The sequence below is a fragment of the Serratia sp. Res13-Sevr-LER1-36-b genome, from assembly GCF_015673035.1.
Taxonomy (GTDB): domain Bacteria; phylum Pseudomonadota; class Gammaproteobacteria; order Enterobacterales; family Enterobacteriaceae; genus Chania; species Chania fonticola_C.
Map to the genome: position 1 here is coordinate 78,373 of NZ_JADACK010000023.1, position 15,899 is coordinate 94,271.

Annotated in this window: 18 protein-coding genes and 1 other RNA gene; 8 read left to right on the forward strand and 11 right to left on the reverse strand. The window is 52.1% G+C overall.

Annotated elements, in window-relative coordinates:
- Nucleotides 1-8: 8 nt before the first annotated feature.
- Nucleotides 9-653: a helix-turn-helix domain-containing protein gene (locus IMQ33_RS17995; RefSeq protein WP_161712176.1), complete on the reverse strand. Its 645-nt coding sequence runs from the start codon at nucleotides 651-653 to the stop codon at nucleotides 9-11.
- Between the two features lie 468 nt (nucleotides 654-1,121).
- Between IMQ33_RS17995 and IMQ33_RS18000 the strand changes: the two genes are divergently transcribed.
- Entirely contained in the window at nucleotides 1,122-1,760 is a 639-nt protein-coding gene (locus IMQ33_RS18000) for a helix-turn-helix domain-containing protein (RefSeq protein WP_065686643.1), read from the forward strand.
- Between the two features lie 343 nt (nucleotides 1,761-2,103).
- Here the strand turns inward: IMQ33_RS18000 and IMQ33_RS18005 are convergent, their stop codons facing one another.
- The 4 genes from IMQ33_RS18005 to smpB all read right to left on the reverse strand — a co-directional run bounded on the left by IMQ33_RS18005 (nucleotide 2,104) and on the right by smpB (nucleotide 3,892).
- Nucleotides 2,104-2,361, reverse strand: a complete 258-nt coding sequence (locus tag IMQ33_RS18005; RefSeq protein ID WP_173408860.1) for a hypothetical protein — start codon at nucleotides 2,359-2,361, stop codon at nucleotides 2,104-2,106.
- 59 nt (nucleotides 2,362-2,420) lie between these two features.
- On the reverse strand, nucleotides 2,421-2,810 hold the full coding sequence (locus IMQ33_RS18010) for a GFA family protein (protein ID WP_196062082.1): 390 nt from the start codon (nucleotides 2,808-2,810) through the stop codon (nucleotides 2,421-2,423).
- A gap of 187 nt (nucleotides 2,811-2,997) precedes the next feature.
- Nucleotides 2,998-3,361: a transfer-messenger RNA gene (gene ssrA, locus IMQ33_RS18015) on the reverse strand.
- 48 nt (nucleotides 3,362-3,409) lie between these two features.
- On the reverse strand, nucleotides 3,410-3,892 hold the full coding sequence (smpB, locus tag IMQ33_RS18020) for an SsrA-binding protein SmpB (RefSeq protein ID WP_021178921.1): 483 nt from the start codon (nucleotides 3,890-3,892) through the stop codon (nucleotides 3,410-3,412).
- A 161-nt stretch (nucleotides 3,893-4,053) separates the two neighbouring features.
- On the opposite strand from smpB, the gene IMQ33_RS18025 reads away from it, so the two are divergent.
- Both IMQ33_RS18025 and IMQ33_RS18030 read left to right on the forward strand, forming a co-directional pair.
- Nucleotides 4,054-4,488, forward strand: coding sequence for a type II toxin-antitoxin system RatA family toxin (locus tag IMQ33_RS18025; protein ID WP_021178920.1), 435 nt, complete (start codon nucleotides 4,054-4,056; stop codon nucleotides 4,486-4,488).
- On the forward strand, nucleotides 4,481-4,765 hold the full coding sequence (locus tag IMQ33_RS18030) for an RnfH family protein (protein ID WP_196062081.1): 285 nt from the start codon (nucleotides 4,481-4,483) through the stop codon (nucleotides 4,763-4,765). Before IMQ33_RS18025 ends, IMQ33_RS18030 begins: the two co-directional genes overlap by 8 nt.
- A 113-nt stretch (nucleotides 4,766-4,878) precedes the next feature.
- Here the strand turns inward: IMQ33_RS18030 and bamE are convergent, their stop codons facing one another.
- The 3 genes from bamE to nadK form a co-directional block, all read right to left on the reverse strand.
- Nucleotides 4,879-5,217, reverse strand: coding sequence for an outer membrane protein assembly factor BamE (gene bamE / locus IMQ33_RS18035; RefSeq protein WP_021178918.1), 339 nt, complete (start codon nucleotides 5,215-5,217; stop codon nucleotides 4,879-4,881).
- A 103-nt stretch (nucleotides 5,218-5,320) separates the two neighbouring features.
- Nucleotides 5,321-6,982 (reverse strand): DNA repair protein RecN, encoded by a 1,662-nt coding sequence (gene recN / locus IMQ33_RS18040; protein ID WP_186531020.1) that lies wholly within the window; start codon nucleotides 6,980-6,982, stop codon nucleotides 5,321-5,323.
- Nucleotides 6,983-7,068: 86 nt separating this feature from the next.
- A complete protein-coding gene (gene nadK, locus IMQ33_RS18045; protein ID WP_024485805.1) occupies nucleotides 7,069-7,947 on the reverse strand; it encodes an NAD(+) kinase in 879 nt (292 codons plus the stop codon).
- Nucleotides 7,948-8,071: 124 nt separating this feature from the next.
- On the opposite strand from nadK, the gene grpE reads away from it, so the two are divergent.
- Nucleotides 8,072-8,647 (forward strand): nucleotide exchange factor GrpE, encoded by a 576-nt coding sequence (gene grpE, locus IMQ33_RS18050; RefSeq protein ID WP_021178915.1) that lies wholly within the window; start codon nucleotides 8,072-8,074, stop codon nucleotides 8,645-8,647.
- Between the two features lie 52 nt (nucleotides 8,648-8,699).
- Here the strand turns inward: grpE and ung are convergent, their stop codons facing one another.
- Nucleotides 8,700-9,383: a uracil-DNA glycosylase gene (gene ung / locus IMQ33_RS18055; RefSeq protein ID WP_021178914.1), complete on the reverse strand. Its 684-nt coding sequence runs from the start codon at nucleotides 9,381-9,383 to the stop codon at nucleotides 8,700-8,702.
- 348 nt (nucleotides 9,384-9,731) lie between these two features.
- Between ung and grcA the strand changes: the two genes are divergently transcribed.
- The 3 genes from grcA to IMQ33_RS18070 all read left to right on the forward strand — a co-directional run bounded on the left by grcA (nucleotide 9,732) and on the right by IMQ33_RS18070 (nucleotide 12,002).
- The gene (gene grcA / locus IMQ33_RS18060; protein ID WP_021178913.1) at nucleotides 9,732-10,115 is read left to right on the forward strand and encodes an autonomous glycyl radical cofactor GrcA; all 384 of its coding nucleotides are present in this window, start codon (nucleotides 9,732-9,734) and stop codon (nucleotides 10,113-10,115) included.
- A 176-nt stretch (nucleotides 10,116-10,291) separates the two neighbouring features.
- Complete coding sequence (locus tag IMQ33_RS18065; RefSeq protein WP_098930030.1) at nucleotides 10,292-11,254, forward strand: DUF2974 domain-containing protein; 963 nt, start codon at nucleotides 10,292-10,294, stop codon at nucleotides 11,252-11,254.
- Nucleotides 11,247-12,002 carry an ankyrin repeat domain-containing protein gene (locus tag IMQ33_RS18070; protein ID WP_196062080.1) on the forward strand — a complete coding sequence of 252 codons (756 nt, stop codon included), beginning with the start codon at nucleotides 11,247-11,249 and terminating at the stop codon, nucleotides 12,000-12,002. Before IMQ33_RS18065 ends, IMQ33_RS18070 begins: the two co-directional genes overlap by 8 nt.
- A gap of 50 nt (nucleotides 12,003-12,052) precedes the next feature.
- Here IMQ33_RS18070 and srmB read toward each other — a convergent pair whose 3' ends face one another.
- Nucleotides 12,053-13,369 carry an ATP-dependent RNA helicase SrmB gene (srmB, locus tag IMQ33_RS18075; RefSeq protein WP_024485802.1) on the reverse strand — a complete coding sequence of 439 codons (1,317 nt, stop codon included), beginning with the start codon at nucleotides 13,367-13,369 and terminating at the stop codon, nucleotides 12,053-12,055.
- Nucleotides 13,370-13,456: 87 nt separating this feature from the next.
- On the opposite strand from srmB, the gene IMQ33_RS18080 reads away from it, so the two are divergent.
- A complete protein-coding gene (locus IMQ33_RS18080) occupies nucleotides 13,457-14,236 on the forward strand; it encodes a tRNA1(Val) (adenine(37)-N6)-methyltransferase (RefSeq protein WP_196062079.1) in 780 nt (259 codons plus the stop codon).
- Between the two features lie 4 nt (nucleotides 14,237-14,240).
- Here the strand turns inward: IMQ33_RS18080 and nadB are convergent, their stop codons facing one another.
- Entirely contained in the window at nucleotides 14,241-15,842 is a 1,602-nt protein-coding gene (nadB, locus tag IMQ33_RS18085) for an L-aspartate oxidase (RefSeq protein ID WP_024529381.1), read from the reverse strand.
- Between the last annotated feature and the right edge of the window lie 57 nt (nucleotides 15,843-15,899).

A 15,899-nucleotide genomic window follows, 5' to 3' on the forward strand; every position in this document is an offset into this window, starting at 1 on the left:
AGAGCTAATCAAAATTTTTCTGGTAATTTATTCATTTTAATCAGTAAACCTCTTTTGATGACGATATAACCACCTGCATTAAGCGCAGCTAAGGTTTTCATCACGCCACTACGCGACAATGACGTTCTATCCAGAATGTATTGTACGGCTGAGACCGTTGCCCGGGTTTCAAAACCCTCCTCGCTTAATGCGGTTAATAAATTGCAAATTAGCTCATAATTAGGTATTGCCGTTGTTGACTTCATATATTCGTTGAAGCGTGAGTTAACATGCATTAGTGAATAAGCCACTGCTTTCCATAGATCGTGATCGTCAACGTGGCGATAGAACTCGTCCAGTGATAGATAGATATATTCTATGGCAGTAGTCGCCTGGACCTTCAAATGAGCAGGTGCTGGCGTAAAATTGCTGAGGCCAGTAATACCGGGAGCTATCATGGCATGCAAGATCAGTGAGTCACTGTTGCGTTTGATGACACATTCTCCTCGTACTAACAGAAAGCACATCCTCTTATCCTGCAATAAAAACTGGAAGGATTGTCCTGGTTTACCCTTCCTAACAGGGAAGAGAGTCAGAGGAAGAAGGGAGTCGATCAAGGCTTGTATATGCGCCACTGGTTTGGACGTAAGGCCATTTTTATCATAATTATCCATGAGTTTACCCTCGAAAAGACATAGGTTGTTAAGTATAAGACAGGTACAGCCAAAGAGGCGGTTAAAAAAGCTTGCCATGGTCTACCTGCTCATAACTTGAGCGCCAGGTGCATGCACATAAGTCTACTTTTGGATTTTGAGAGCAAAAATGCACCATAAAGCCTTTGAGCCTATTAGGTTACTATAAGATAATACTCAAACACGAAAGAGACCAAGACGGTGTCGGTAACGTTTTTACTTTAGCTAAGCAGTGGCAGATAGCCTCTCGTTTATAAAAGGATTTAGCATGAGTCATCAGGAAGCTGGGTGAAACCATTGAGAAAATAATAAATTAAAAGATTATTTTCCACCTAATTTCGAATCTCAGAGTAATTGAGGGTTTCATATTGCTATTTAATATGAGGTTTCACCTTTAGGCTGATTTTCGATGCCTGCAACAGGATCTTATCGTTCATTTGAGTAACTGATATGTATGATTTTAGCAAAGTTATTGAACAAGATATTCCTATTATCTCGATGGGAGAAGTTTTAACGTCAATAAAATCGATCACTCAAGTAAGGCATGGACGGCCTGGTCTGCGTTTCTATCTTGATCAGAGTGATAAAAGAATGTGTTTTTTACTCTACAGTGGGACCTGTATTGCAAAAAGAACCAATGATTCGTTAGTGTTATCAACCATCCGATCACCAAGCATATTTGGGCTGCAAGATTTTTTTCACGCTAAGTCCGATATGCATCTGTTGGCAATGAGTGATATAGAGTACGGGATGGTAGCCGTGGATGATTTTCTCTCTTATGTGGATGATAACCATCTCTGGAAAAACATCTGCTATATGCTGATGCTTTCCGCTACGCGCTTTAGCGAGTACCAAAAAGAAACGGTAGGTATCAGTAATTATGAGTTGATCTGTAATCTGCTGTTGTCACTGAGTGCTGAAAGCTTTGAGATAAGAGCGACTACCACTGCATTGGAGTATATTCAAGAACGTAGTTTGCTCTCTCGTAGTGGGATCATGAAAACGCTGGCAACCCTGAAAGAGGGCGGTTATATAGTGATTAAAAAGGGTTTATTGATCAGTATAAACTCATTACCCAAGAGGTTTTAAGCGGGCGTCAGCAAGGTGTTAGTCTCAAATAAAATTACGATAACCTACGGCATATCTTGCTGAAGATCAGGGCCTGTTTATGTGGTTTACGACTTGGAAAAGCGGATACTACAGCATATTGATGGCGCTATTTCATTATTTGGGAAAGTGGGTGAACCAACTGCCGGACTGGGCAGTCTTTGAATAAAGCCTTGCATAGTTCGGGGTTTTAGAAAGTAGCTAAACCTCAACCGACTCGCGATGTAAGGGTGGTTAAATGGGCGCAGCTTGCGGCGCCCCTACGAGCGAACATGTTCGCTGTCATCAATCCTTGGTTGTCTCATACCATCAGGTAAATATGCCGTCAGCCTTTGGGCAGTAAAGCTCCAATTAGTGAGATAAATACGCCCCCAGTAGTAAAGGCATGCGCTGTTTTGTATTCCTCACCCTTAATGTCTTTAAATCTGGCAAGGGCTGATTGCGGGGAGGTGGCTTGCAACTCTTCAAATTGCTTGGCATACCCTTTATCTAGCAGGTGCTTTTGATTATCTGCGAAATCGGGTACAGAGTTATCCAATACCACAATCTGATCGTTCTTCACGAAAAAACTGTAAATCACCATAGTATCTTCCTTTAGCTGGTGTCACGACTATCCCAAGATCGGATGAATTCTATGCACTGTCAAGGTGGGCTATCAGGAAACAGTTTCTGCCACCATTCAGGTTTCATATCTTCAAACGAGTGGTATTCCGGTGCCAGCGCAGGATCATTTGGATTATCAAATATCCCAGTTAGTAATGCGATAACGGGGCCGTCATCTATGGCTCCAATGGAACTGCCACACCGTGGACAAAAGGCTCGGCTTGAGGCGGGTGAGGAACGGTAGGTAGCAGGTTTACCATTTTTCCCCGTCCATTGGACATTAGGGGCCGAAAACTCAACCCATGCGGCGGACTGCGCACCAGTATGCTTTTGGCAAATGTCACATGAACAAGTGTGTGGGTTGGTGGGGCTTATTGCCTTAAAGCGGATGGCTCCGCATAGGCAGCCGCCGGAAAATTCGTTAGTCATCCGAGTTTGCTCAATGGTTGTGTGGGTTGTTTTAACGTTAGCAGAGGGGACTCTAAATCGACATTAGGGGGAAGGCGGCAAATCAGCCACAGTTTGCCTTCCCAAAGACACAAAAAAGCCCGCAACGTGAATTGCGGGCTTTTTCGTCACTGTCGCCGGGTCTATCTGGTATCACTGGCGACCTATTTGGTGGAGCTGGGGGGATTTGAACCCCCGTCCGAAATTACTACACCGTCGGCACTACATGCTTAGTCCAATCTTTACATTCGCCGGTCAGCTGCGGATGGACACGCCACTAACAAACTAGCCTGATTAGATTTAGCACTTTAGCCCCAGGCAGGACTTCCATGCGATCTCTTTTGGGTTTGACCTCTCTTTATCCCCGTCTTAAGAGCGGAAGCTAGGGAGAGAGGGCTCTAAGCAGGGTATTAAGCTGCTAGTGCGTAGTTTTCGTCGTTTGCGACTATTTTTTTGCGGCTTTTTACGAGGCAAACCGCCCCTCGGCATGCTCCTAGGGCTTCGCAAATCCCGTCGAATCCAGAATCAGCCCCAAGTACTGTGTGCAGTATACCAGAAGATTACCCTGTTAAGCCAGCGGCTTAACGGTTGGCATGCTTCATGATACGGGCTTTCGCCGTCTGCCACTCACGATCTTTGATGTCATCGCGCTTATCGTGTTCTTTCTTACCTTTGGCTACGCCGATCTTCACCTTGCTCCAGGCATTTTTCCAATACATGGAGAGGGCGACGACGGTATAACCATCGCGGGTAACGCGGCCGATCAGTGAGTCTAGCTCACGTTTTTTCAGCAGGAGTTTACGGGAACGTGTTGGATCGCATACCACATGAGTTGAAGCAACGTTCAGCGGCGAAATGGTGGCGCCAAACAGATAGGCTTCACCGTCGCGGAACATCACATAACTGTCGCTGATGTTAGCTTTGCCAGCACGCAGTGATTTTACTTCCCAACCTTGCAGGGCCAAACCCGCCTCGATCTCCTCTTCAATGGAGTATTCGAAACGTGCTCGCTTGTTTTGTGCAATGGTTGCGGAACCGGGTTTGTATGCTTTTTTCTTTGTCATAGTGCGCTCATTATACTGGATGACGCAGCGAAAGAAATCCTTTCCCACTCAGCACCTGCGCAATTTCTCGCATTTTGGATCCGTGCCGCGCGTAGCAGATTTTTTGTTTGGCGCCAGATAAATGGTATTATCTGTACGTTTTTTGCCTCTCAGGAAATGATATGCCCCAGATCAGTCGTTCTGCCTTAGTGCCGTTTAGCGCTGAGCAGATGTATCAGTTGGTTAACGATGTTCATTCTTACCCCGATTTTCTGCCAGGATGCACCGGCAGCCGGGTGATTGCCGCTTCTCCTAATGAAATGACCGCCGCGGTAGAGGTGGCAAAAGCCGGCATCAGCAAAACCTTTACCACGCGCAATACGCTGCTGGATAACCAAAGCATCAATATGCAGCTGGTCGATGGCCCGTTCCGTAAGCTGATGGGCGGCTGGCAGTTCACTGCGTTAAGCCCCGAGGCGTGCAAGGTAGAGCTGCACCTGGATTTTGAGTTCACCAACAAACTGATCGAGCTGGCCTTCGGTAAAGTGTTTAAAGAACTGGCCGGTAGCATGGTGCAAGCGTTCACTCAGCGCGCCAAAGAGGTCTACAGTGTCTGAGATACGCGTTGAGGTGGTCTATGCGTTGCCAGAACGCCAATATGTGCGCCAGGTTAAGTTGGCAGCAGGCAGCAGCGTTGAGCAGGCCATCCTGGTTTCTGGGCTGTTAGAGCTACGGAGCGATATTGATTTGGCCAGCAACAAGGTGGGTATTTACAGCCGACCGGCTAAGCTGAGCGATGAGCTCAATGATGGCGACAGGGTAGAGATTTACCGGCCATTGATTGCCGATCCGAAAGAACTGCGCCGTCAGCGGGCGGAAAAGGCAAAAAAATAAGGCGCTTAATGCGCCTTATCTTCATCAGAACGTTGTCTTCCGAGTTGCAGCCTGCGACTGTCATGAAGGATCTCACTCTTCCCCCACGGGCCGGATGACAGCTCCGGCTCGGCTTACTCAGTCAGTGCCGGTTTATTCTGCAGATCCGTCAACACGCCTGCGCTGTCGAACGTCAACGTCAGCGTTTGCTGTGTGATCTTCTCATGGCCTGGCTCTTGGCGGAACACGTAGAACCACGTCTGGGTACCAAACGGATCCTGCATCATTGGCGTGCCCAATGTGTAAGCAACCTGTTGTTGCGTCATTCCCTTGTGGATTTTTGCCACGTCGGTTGGTGTCAGGTAGTTACCCTGGTTGATATCAGGCCGGTAAACCACCTTCTCAAAAGTAGAACAGCCTGCGGTCAGCATCACAAGAACCACAGCGGCAGCTGTCAGCATTTTACAGCGCATAATAATCACATTCCTTTAGGGCATAGGATGCCGATGATAATAGACCTTGCAGCAGTTGGGAACCTTTACAGGGCCTCATTATGACCTCAGGAAAGTAAAAAAGTTATGCGGCCAGCAATTCTTTTGCATTTGCCAGCGTATTTTTAGTGACTTCACTGCCGCCAAGCAGGCGCGCCAACTCTTGCAGACGGGCGCGTTTGTCCAAGGGGGACATCTGGGTTTCGGTTACCGTGCCGTCGGTTTGCTTGCTGACAAATAAATGCTGATGACCGCAACCGGCGACCTGCGGCAGGTGGGTTACGCACATAACCTGGGTTGATTCACCCAACTGGCGCAGCAAGCGGCCAACAATGGCGGCCGTTGGGCCACTGATACCTACGTCCACCTCATCGAAGATCAGCGCCGGAGTTTCCATTTTACGGGCGGTAATGACCTGGATGGCTAATGCGATGCGGGAAAGCTCACCGCCGGAGGCCACTTTTGCCAATGGTTGCAGCGGTTGCCCCGGGTTGGTGGAGACGCAGAACTCAACGCGGCTGGCCCCCTCACTGCTCAGGTATTCCGGTTCAAAGCGGACGTCGATATTGAATTTGCCGTGCGGCATCGAGAGTGCATTCATGCTCTCGGTGATCAGGGTGGTTAACTCGGCTGCATAGTGCTGCCGCTTCTGGTGCAATTGCTCAGCCAGCGCCAGCGCCTGTTGATGATGCAGGTTGACTGCTTCGCTCAGGTGTTGCTGATCGCTAGCCTGTTGGGAAAGAAGCTGTTGCTCATCCAGCAGTTGTTGATGCAGACTGGGTAATTCTTCCGGTGAAACATGGTGCTTACGTGCCAGGCTGATTTGGCGCGACAGGCGCTGCTCCAGCTCATGCAGGCGGTTGGGATCGAGATCCATGCGGTCTGCGTAATGGCGCAGTTCATCGCTGGCTTCGCTGATTTGGATCGAGGCTTCTTCCAGCATATCCAGCAGGCCGCTCAACTTCTCATCCATGCCGATCAGGTCCAGCAGCAGGTGCTTGGTGGTGTAGAGTTGGCTGAGCATGTTGTGTTGTTCGTCATCGGCCAGCAGTTGCAGGGCCTGCTGGCTGAGGGTCAGCAACTGGCCGCTGTTGGCCAGACGTTTGTATTCGCTGTCGATCTGCTCAAATTCACCGGCCTGTGGGGCGAATTCGTTCAGCTCTTTCAACTGGTATTGCAGCAGTTGCTTGCGGGCATCGCGCTCGAGAGATTGCTGCTGATGGTGCGCCAGTTCGCGGCAGCTTTGATGCCATTGGTGGTAAGCCTGGTGCATGGCGGCCTGCAAGACCGGTTCGCCAGCATAGGCATCCAGCAACTGTTTTTGGTGTTCGGGTTTTAGCAGCAACTGGTGAGCGTGCTGGCCGTGGATCTGGATCAGGCGCTGGCCAAGTTCCCGCAATTGGGAAAGGGGAACGGCGGTGCCGTTGATAAAGCCACGGGAGCGGCCATCTGTCCCGATCACGCGGCGCAGCAGGCACTCGTTGCTGTCATCCAGCTGGTTTTGTTCCAGCCATTCGCGGGCGGATGGGGTATCCGCCAGTGAGAAGCGGGCACAGATATCGGCACGAGAGGCCCCCAGACGTACCACGTTGCCGTCTGCGCGGTTGCCGAGGCACAGGCCCAACGCATCAATAGCAATCGACTTACCGGCACCGGTCTCACCGGTGATTGCCGTCATACCCGCTTGAAAGTCGATCTCCAACTCACGAACGATAGCAAAATTGCTGATGGTTAATTGCGCCAACATAGGGACCTTCCTGTGTATAAACACATAACTGTGATTTCATACAGTATAAACTGGTTTTATATACAGTAAAGCGGTTGGCGCCATTTTTAGAATAATTTTTTTGACCAGCCCAATTTGGTGCTCAACGTATTGAAATAGCTGTAGTCCTTGGGGTGGATCAGGTTTAAGTGGAAGTCACTGCGGCGGATCAGTACCTCTTCGCCTTCCTGAATGGGCAGGGCGATCTGGCTGTCGCAGCTGATTTCCAGATCGCTGCCGATATGGGAAAACTTCAGGCGAATGGTGCTGTCGCCGTTGATCACCAGCGGCCGGGCGGAAAGCGTGTGCGGGAACATCGGCACCAGTGCGATGGCTTCCAGCGATGGGGTCAGAATGGGCCCACCTGCGGAAAGCGAGTAGGCGGTAGAACCGGTTGGCGTGGCGATGATCAGGCCATCGGAACGCTGCGAGAAGGCGAAGCGATCGTCAATATAGACCTCGAACTCGATCATATGTGCCACTTTGCCAGGGTGTAACACCACTTCGTTAATCGCGGTGCTGACTCGGCATTGCTGGTGTTCTTTATGGACGATGGTTTCCAGCAGGAAGCGCTTCTCGTCGATATATTCCCCTTCCAGCACGTCCGCCAACTGCTGGAGTGCGTTGTCTGGGTCGAGATCGGTCAGGAAGCCGAGATTGCCACGGTTTACCCCGATCACCTTGATGTCATAACGCGCCAATACGCGCGCTGCGCCCAGCATATTACCGTCACCACCCACCACGACGGCCAGATCGGCCCGTTGACCAATCTCCGCCAGGCTGCCGGTATCTACGTCTTTCATGCCCAAATCGTGGGCAATCTGGCGTTCAAGGATCACCTTGTAGCCACGGGCAACCAACCATTCGAACAGCATTTCATGAGTAGCCAATGCGGAAGGGTGACGCGGGTGCCCAACAATGCCAATACATGCAAATTTTTTCTTCATCGCTGCCATTTTCCTCACCAGGGACGGTTTATGCCCCACATTGTGACCGGTTGACTTGAAACCCCGGTTTTGATCCCCATAATAAGCCAAGTTGCGAGATTAATGCTAAAACGCGGAGATATTCATGAGTAGTAAAGAACAGAAGACGCCAAACGAGCAAGCCTCGGAAGAAATGGAACAGCAAGCACAGCATGAGGAAGCCATGGCGGCAGGCGCCGATCTGCGCGATGATCGCATTGCCGAGTTGGAAGCCCAACTGGCTGAAGCTCAGCAACGCGAGCGTGATAGTGTGCTGCGTGCCAAGGCCGAAATGGAAAACGTTCGTCGCCGTAGCGAGCTGGATGTCGAGAAGGCTCACAAATTCGCGCTGGAAAAATTCTCCGGTGATTTGCTGCCGGTGATCGACAACCTGGAGCGTGCACTGGAGCTGGCGGACAAGAACAACCCTGAACTGGTCGCGATGATCGAAGGGATTGAACTGACGCTGAAGTCACTGCTGGACGCGGTACGCAAGTACGGCATCGAAGTGGTAGGCGAACTCAACGTGCCATTCAACCCGGACGTTCACCAGGCGATGAGCCTGATGGAATCAGCCGACCATCAGCCGAACCATGTGATGATGGTGATGCAGAAAGGCTACACGCTGAATGGCCGCCTGCTGCGCCCTGCGATGGTAGCGGTATCCAAAGCCAAGTCCTAATAAGACCTGCTGAGGATAAAGGCACCCGCGCGGTGCCTTTTTTGTGCCTGGATCATTCCTGCGGCAGGTGCGGCACCCAGTCAATCGGTGCCAGGCCTTGTTGTTCCAGTAACTGATTGGTTTGCGAAAAGTGGTGGCAACCCAGGAAACCGCGATGGGCAGAAAGCGGGGAGGGATGCGGCGCTTTCAACACATGATGGCGCTGGCGATCGATAAAGCTCCCTTTCTTTTGTGCGTGTGACCCCCACAGCAGGAACACGACACCCTCGCGATTTTCGTTTAACGCGGCAATGACCTTGTCGGTAAAGGTTTCCCAGCCCAGATTGGCATGAGAATGCGCCCGGCCACCTTCAACGGTTAATACGGTATTGAGCAGCAGTACGCCTTGCTCGGCCCAGCTTTGCAGGCAGCCGTGTGTCGGGCGTTCAAAGCCGGGGATATCCGTCACCAGCTCTTTGTACATATTGACCAGTGAAGGCGGCGCAGGGATGCCTGGGCGCACGGAAAACGACAGGCCATGGGCCTGGTTGGGGCCGTGATAGGGATCTTGCCCCAGGATCACCACTTTGACGTCTGCCAACTCGGTAAAGCGGAAAGCGTTAAACACGTCTTTCTGCGGTGGGTAAATGGTCTTACCAGCCTGGCGTTCATTAGCTACAAAGGCGAGTGTATCCAGAAAGTAGGGCTGCTCTTTCTCTTTGCCGATGACGTCGTGCCAGGTGAGGGAGGTAGACATAAGCACTCTCCTTTGTTTTTGTTAGCAATTCATGGTGCATAGCTTACCGTTAACCTTCGCTCGGCGAAACCCGCTTTTTCAATGGGTATGGCGAGCGAGATATACAAATATTTTTGAAAATTTACAAAAATAATTTTAATGAGTAAAAAGGTAAAATTGATATAAAACATAAATTTGCCTCTACCACTCATTTCAGTACCCCGTAAAAATTGATTTTAGTCAAAGAATTGACCCGGTTTGACTGGTATACAGAACAACAAGACAACATTGGTTTTACCAAATGGCCGGAAACCACAACCGAGTTTTCGGCGACGTAGAAATTTTTCTCCCTATTACGGAGGCAACAAAATGATTACTGGTATTCAAATCACTAAAGCGAACAATCAAGCACTGGTGAACTCTTTCTGGCTGCTGGATGAAGAGAAATCAGAAGCGCGCTGTGTATGTGCCAAAGCGGATTATGCGGAAGATCAGATCGTGCCTGTTAGCGAACTGGGCCAGATCGAGTACCGCGAAGTGCCGATGGAAATGCAACCTACCGTGCGCGTAGAAGGTGGTCAGCACCTGAACGTGAACGTGCTGCGCCGTGAAACGCTGGAAGATGCGGTTAAGAACCCAGAAAAATACCCGCAGCTGACCATTCGTGTTTCTGGTTATGCGGTGCGTTTCAACTCACTGACGCCAGAACAGCAACGTGACGTTATCGCACGTACCTTTACCGAAAGCCTGTAATTTTCGGCTAGGTAGACAAAAGGGAGCTTCGGCTCCCTTTTTTAATGCCTTCACGGCAGAAAATAGATTTTGATCACATTACCTGCAAAAAATAATCATTCCCATTACAGAACTCGTATGACTCGCCGATAGCTAAATCAGTTCCATTTGGGGCTGTCTATTGATAAGGAGTCTCTATGAGTTTGCCTTTGAGTTTCATCTCGACGATGACGCCCATATCCGCTGTATCTGCTGCGGCACTCCCGGCTCAAAACGCAATAAAACCAGTCCAAACCGACGAGCCACAGGTGACAAAAACTGCTGTGTCGTTCCCCTCTGAAAATAGTCGTAATGCACAAAACCTGTTGAATTCACTGACTCGCGATCTCTCTGCTGCGGTCCCTTTGGCTGCTAGGCTGGAGGTGTCTCGTGGGCAAGAGTCTCAGCAGGGCGATTACTCTTTGGCGCTATTGGCCAAGGATGTCTACAACCTAACGGGGCATGGTGCAGAGGGTTTTTCGCGCATGAGTGATAACGATTTGCTGAGTGTTGGCATTGACCCCGCAAGTCTATTGGATACAGCCTCGGGCTTACAGGCGGGTATTTATTCGAATAAGCAGCATTATGTGCTGGCTTTCGCTGGTACTAATGATATGCGCGATTGGCTGAGCAATGTGCGCCAGGCTACCGGGTACGACGATGTGCAGTACAATCATGCCGTGGCGATTGCCAAGAATGCCAAAGCTGCGTTTGGTGAAGCGTTAGTGATCACCGGCCATTCGTTGGGGGGAGGATTGGCGGCAACGGCGGCGTTGGCAACCGGTTCTCTGGCGGTAACATTCAACGCCGCTGGGGTTTCCGATCATACTCTGAACCGTTTCGGTATTAATCCCGCTGCGGCAAAGCAAGATGCAGAATCTGGCGGGATCCGTCGTTACAGTGAACAATACGATATGTTGACGGGGACACAGGAGTCGACCTCTCTGCTTCCAGATGCTATCGGGCATAAAATAACCATTGCCAACAATGAAACTCTGAGCGGCACTGATGCTTGGCGGCCAAGCAAATATTTCGATCGCAGCATGACGGCACATGGCATCGATAAGGTAATCAGTTCAATGGCGGAACAAAAGCCATGGGAGATCAAGGCGAATGCCTAAAAGGTGGTGCAGAGGCTGCTGGATAGCGGCTCTCGTTTTGCCCCTGTTTGGGATCGCTGGGTTATTGATGGTAGCCAAGGAGCACTATATGGAACAGCAAAATTCGCCATTTGCGGGTACCGATAGCCTGTCTTTATCACAGGCGGTGGCTGAAGATGATGTTTGGCAAATTAGCCAGCAAGCAACAGCTGAACGGCTTCATGTGCGGGGAGATTTGCAGATCACACTGTTGCAGTGGGCGATTCTGCAGCAGAGGCCAGGCAGTGTGCAGGCATTGATACAGGCGGGGGCAGATATTGGGCAACCTGGTATGGAGGGCAACGGGGCATTGCATACGGCGGCGATGGTCAAGGATGCGCAATATTTACGCTTGCTATTGCAACAGGCTCCCCAGGTTAATATACGTAATCTGGTCACTGGGGCTACGCCATTAGCCGCCGCTGTGCTGGCGGAGCGGGAGGAGCAGGTACGTATACTGTTGAATGCCGGGGCCGACAGTACATTGAGTGACAGAGTAGGGGATACGCCCTTGCACCTGGCCGCAAAAATCAACGCACCACAGTTGGCGCTGCTCCTGTTACAAACGGGGGCTGATGCCAAGGCACTAAATCAGCAAGGGAGAACGTTCCAGTATTACTTTGCCCAGACGCCAGTGCATTTACAGAATAGCGAGTTGCGTGAGCAGTACCGTCAATTGGAGAGCTGGCTCAAAAGTCAGAAATTGGCAGGGCACTATACTCAGCCTTGAAAATAAAAAACCGCCTTCAAAGTGATGGCGGTTTTTTGATGGCAGAGAGATTATTGTGCGTCTGGTTTGGCTTTTGGCTGGCGGCGCTTACCGACGTTTTTCGCGTCGCGATGGCGTACCTTCACCTTGGCCTTCTCTTTGTTCTTCAGCTTGTCTTCGATGCGCTTGGCCAGCACCTTCTTCGAAGGTTTACCGTTGCTCTTCTCACTAGGTACCTTGGTGGATGGACGCAGTTCGTCGATCACACGGGCTTTCAGTGGCTCATTGAGGTAACGCCCCACTTTGCCCAGCAGCAGATGGTCGTGCGCCTCTACCAGCGAAATGGCGGTGCCTTTACGCCCGGCACGGCCAGTACGGCCAATGCGGTGCAGATAGGTATCGGCAGTGCGCGGCATATCGAAGTTGAACACGTGGGTGATATCCAGGATATCCAGCCCGCGCGCTGCAACGTCGGTGGCGACCAGCACGTTGACGCGGCCATCCATCATGCGTTTTACCGCTTCGTTACGCTTGGCCTGCACCATTTCCCCTTCAAGATAGCAGGTATTGATGCCCGCTTCACGTAGCCAGGCGGCCAGCTCATGCACGCGCTCACGCTTACGTACAAAGATCACTGACTTCTGCACGTCCGGCTGTTGCAACAGATGCACCAGCAGGGCGGTTTTATGCTTCACGTCATCGGCGCGGTAATACCATTGCAGGATCTTTTTACGTTCGCGGCGGGAAGGATCGGCTTCAACCTCAACCGGCTCCTTCAGGATGCGCTCGGCAAACTCGCGGATAGCTTCGCCTTCCAACGTTGCGGAGAACAGCAACGTCTGGGTACGCCAGCGGGTTTCCGCCGAGATGGTCTCGATGTCTTGCGCAAAGCCCATATCGAGCATGCGGTCGGCTTCGTCCAGGATCAGCGTTTCTACCGCACGGCAGTCAAAGTTTTCTTCTTTGATGTATTGCAGCAGGCGGCCGGTGGTAGCAACCACCACGTCCTGGTTTTCACTAAAGACTTCGGCGTGGTTCATATACGCCACGCCGCCGGTGATGGTGGCGATATCCAGCGAGGTATGCGCAGCCAATTCACGAGCCTGATCGGCCACCTGCATTGCCAGCTCACGCGTCGGGGTGAGGATCAGTACGCGCGGTGGGCCAGACTTCTTACGTGGGAAATCCAGCAGATGCTGCAGAACCGGCAGCAAGAATGCGGCGGTTTTGCCCGTGCCGGTCGGTGCCGAACCTAATACGTCGCGCCCGTCCATGGCTGGCGGGATTGCCTCGGCCTGGATAGCGGTGGGGCGATCGTAGCCTTTATCACGCAAAGCGAGGATCAGGCGCTCATCGAGTTCGAGTTCGGAAAAATTGGTTGCTGTCATTATCTACCTCTACTTGGGGCGCCGATTATAGACGGGATGGCCGCAGGGTTCACCCTTTTTAACTTTTACCCTAGATCAGTTTGCCTTATGCTACGCCAGTTTTGTCTGCTGGTGGCTATTGTGAGTAATCAAATTAAAACTAAATCGACCCCGCGGCGCGGCGGTTTTACCTTTAAGCAGTTCTTTGTCGCCCACGATCGTTGCGCGATGAAGGTGGGTACCGATGCGGTTATGCTCGGCGCCTGGGCTGCCGTGGATAACGTGCAGCGGGTGCTGGATATTGGATGCGGCAGTGGGCTGATCGCCCTGATGTTGGCGCAGCGCACGGCTGGCGAGGTCACCATCGATGCGGTTGAGCTGGATAACGCCGCCGCCTTGCAGGCACGTGATAACGTGTTGGAGTCGCCTTGGCCGCAGAAGATCCAGGTGCACAGCCAGGATATCCATCATTTTGCCCAGCAGCATGCCCATTGTTACGATCTGATCGTCAGCAATCCACCGTATTTTGAGCCTTCCGTCGCCTGTCGCGATCTGGCTCGCACCAACGCCCGCTATACCGAAACCCTGACTCATAACGCCTTACTGGATAGCGCCGAAAGGCTGATAACGGCCGAGGGGCAGTTCTGCGTAGTGCTGCCTTATGAGATTGGCGAAGCTTTTGAAGTGAATGCCCACCAACGTGGCTGGCACACCGCACGGCGGCTGAACATCAGCGACCGGGCCGACACGCCAAAACACCGTTTGATGCTGGCGTTAGCGCGCAAACCGGTGGCGAAAGAAGAGGCCGAGCTGGCAATAAAACTGGCGGATGGCAGCTACACCACCGATTTCCGCCAGTTGATTACCGATTTCTATCTGAACTACTGAAGCCTCAGGGTTGCAGAATGGTGGGTTTTGGCTCCGGCAACATATCCGGGTAATCCAGCGTGTAATGCAGCCCACGGCTTTCCTTACGCTCCATCGCGCTGCGCACAATCAGTTCCGCCACCTGCACCAGATTACGTAGCTCCAGCAGATTGTTGGAGATGCGGAAGTTGGCGTAATACTCGTCAATCTCCTGCTGCAACGTATTGATGCGGCGTAGCGCCCGCTCCAGGCGTTTGGTGGTGCGTACGATCCCGACGTAGTCCCACATAAACAACCGCAGTTCGTGCCAGTTATGCTGGATCACCACGCGTTCATCCGAGTCATCCACGCGGCTTTCATCCCACTGCGGCAATTGTTTGGCCAGCTTGATGGCAGGCAGACGCGTCAGAATATCTTCGGCGGCGGACCAGCCATAAACCAGGCATTCCAGCAGTGAGTTGGACGCCATGCGGTTGGCTCCGTGCAGGCCGGTGTAGCTCACTTCGCCAATCGCATACAGGCCATCCAGATCGGTGCGGCCATGCTGATCGACCATCACGCCGCCGCAGGTGTAATGCGCCGCAGGAACGATCGGGATCGGCTGCTGTGTCAGGTCAAAGCCCAGCGTCATCAATTTTTCGTGGATCATCGGGAAGTGCTGGGTGATGAATTCCGCCGGTTTGTGGCTGATATCCAGATACATGCAGTCGGCACCCAGGCGCTTCATCTCATGGTCAATCGCACGGGCGACGATATCACGTGGAGCCAGTTCACCACGCGGATCAAAATCTGGCATAAAGCGGCTGCCGTCCGGGCGTTTCAGGTGGGCACCTTCACCGCGCAGCGCTTCGGTCAGCAGGAAGTTACGTGCCTGTGGGTGGAACAGGCAGGTTGGGTGGAACTGGTTGAATTCCAGGTTGGCGACCCGGCAGCCTGCGCGCCAGGCCATGGCGATGCCGTCGCCTGAAGAGATATCCGGGTTGGTGGTATATTGATAAACCTTGGCCGCTCCGCCAGTGGCTAACACCACCGTTTTGGCACGGTAGGTTTCCACCTGCTCCCGCTCACGGTTCCAGACGTAAGCGCCCACTACGCGCTTGGTGCCCGGCAAGCCGATCTTGTTGGAGGTGATCAGGTCGACCGCATTGCGGCGCTCCATCACGCAAATATTGGGGTGAGCACTTGCTTTCGCTACCAGGGTAGTCTCTACTTCTTTGCCGGTGGCGTCTGCAGCGTGCAGGATGCGCCGATGGCTGTGTCCGCCTTCCCGCGTCAGGTGATAGCGTTCTTCACCTTGGGAGTTGGTTTCGGTGTCGAACAGGACGCCCTGATCGATCAGCCACTGTACGCAGTGGCGTGCATTGCCGGCAATAAACTCGACGGCGTCTTTGTCACACAGGCCGGCTCCGGCGATCAGCGTGTCATCAACGTGTGAGGCGATGCTGTCCGTTTCATCAAACACCGCGGCGATCCCGCCTTGGGCATAAAAGGTGGCGCCTTCATTGAGCGGACCTTTGCTGAGTACAGTAACCTTGCAATGTTGCGCCAGGCGCAACGCCAGGGAGAGGCCAGCAGCACCGCTACCGACGATCAATACATCGCTAACATGTTCAGATGATGGTTGCATAACGTATGATGTGTGCAGAAGAAGAGTGAAATTCATGTTAGCCTACTTGTCCGGGCA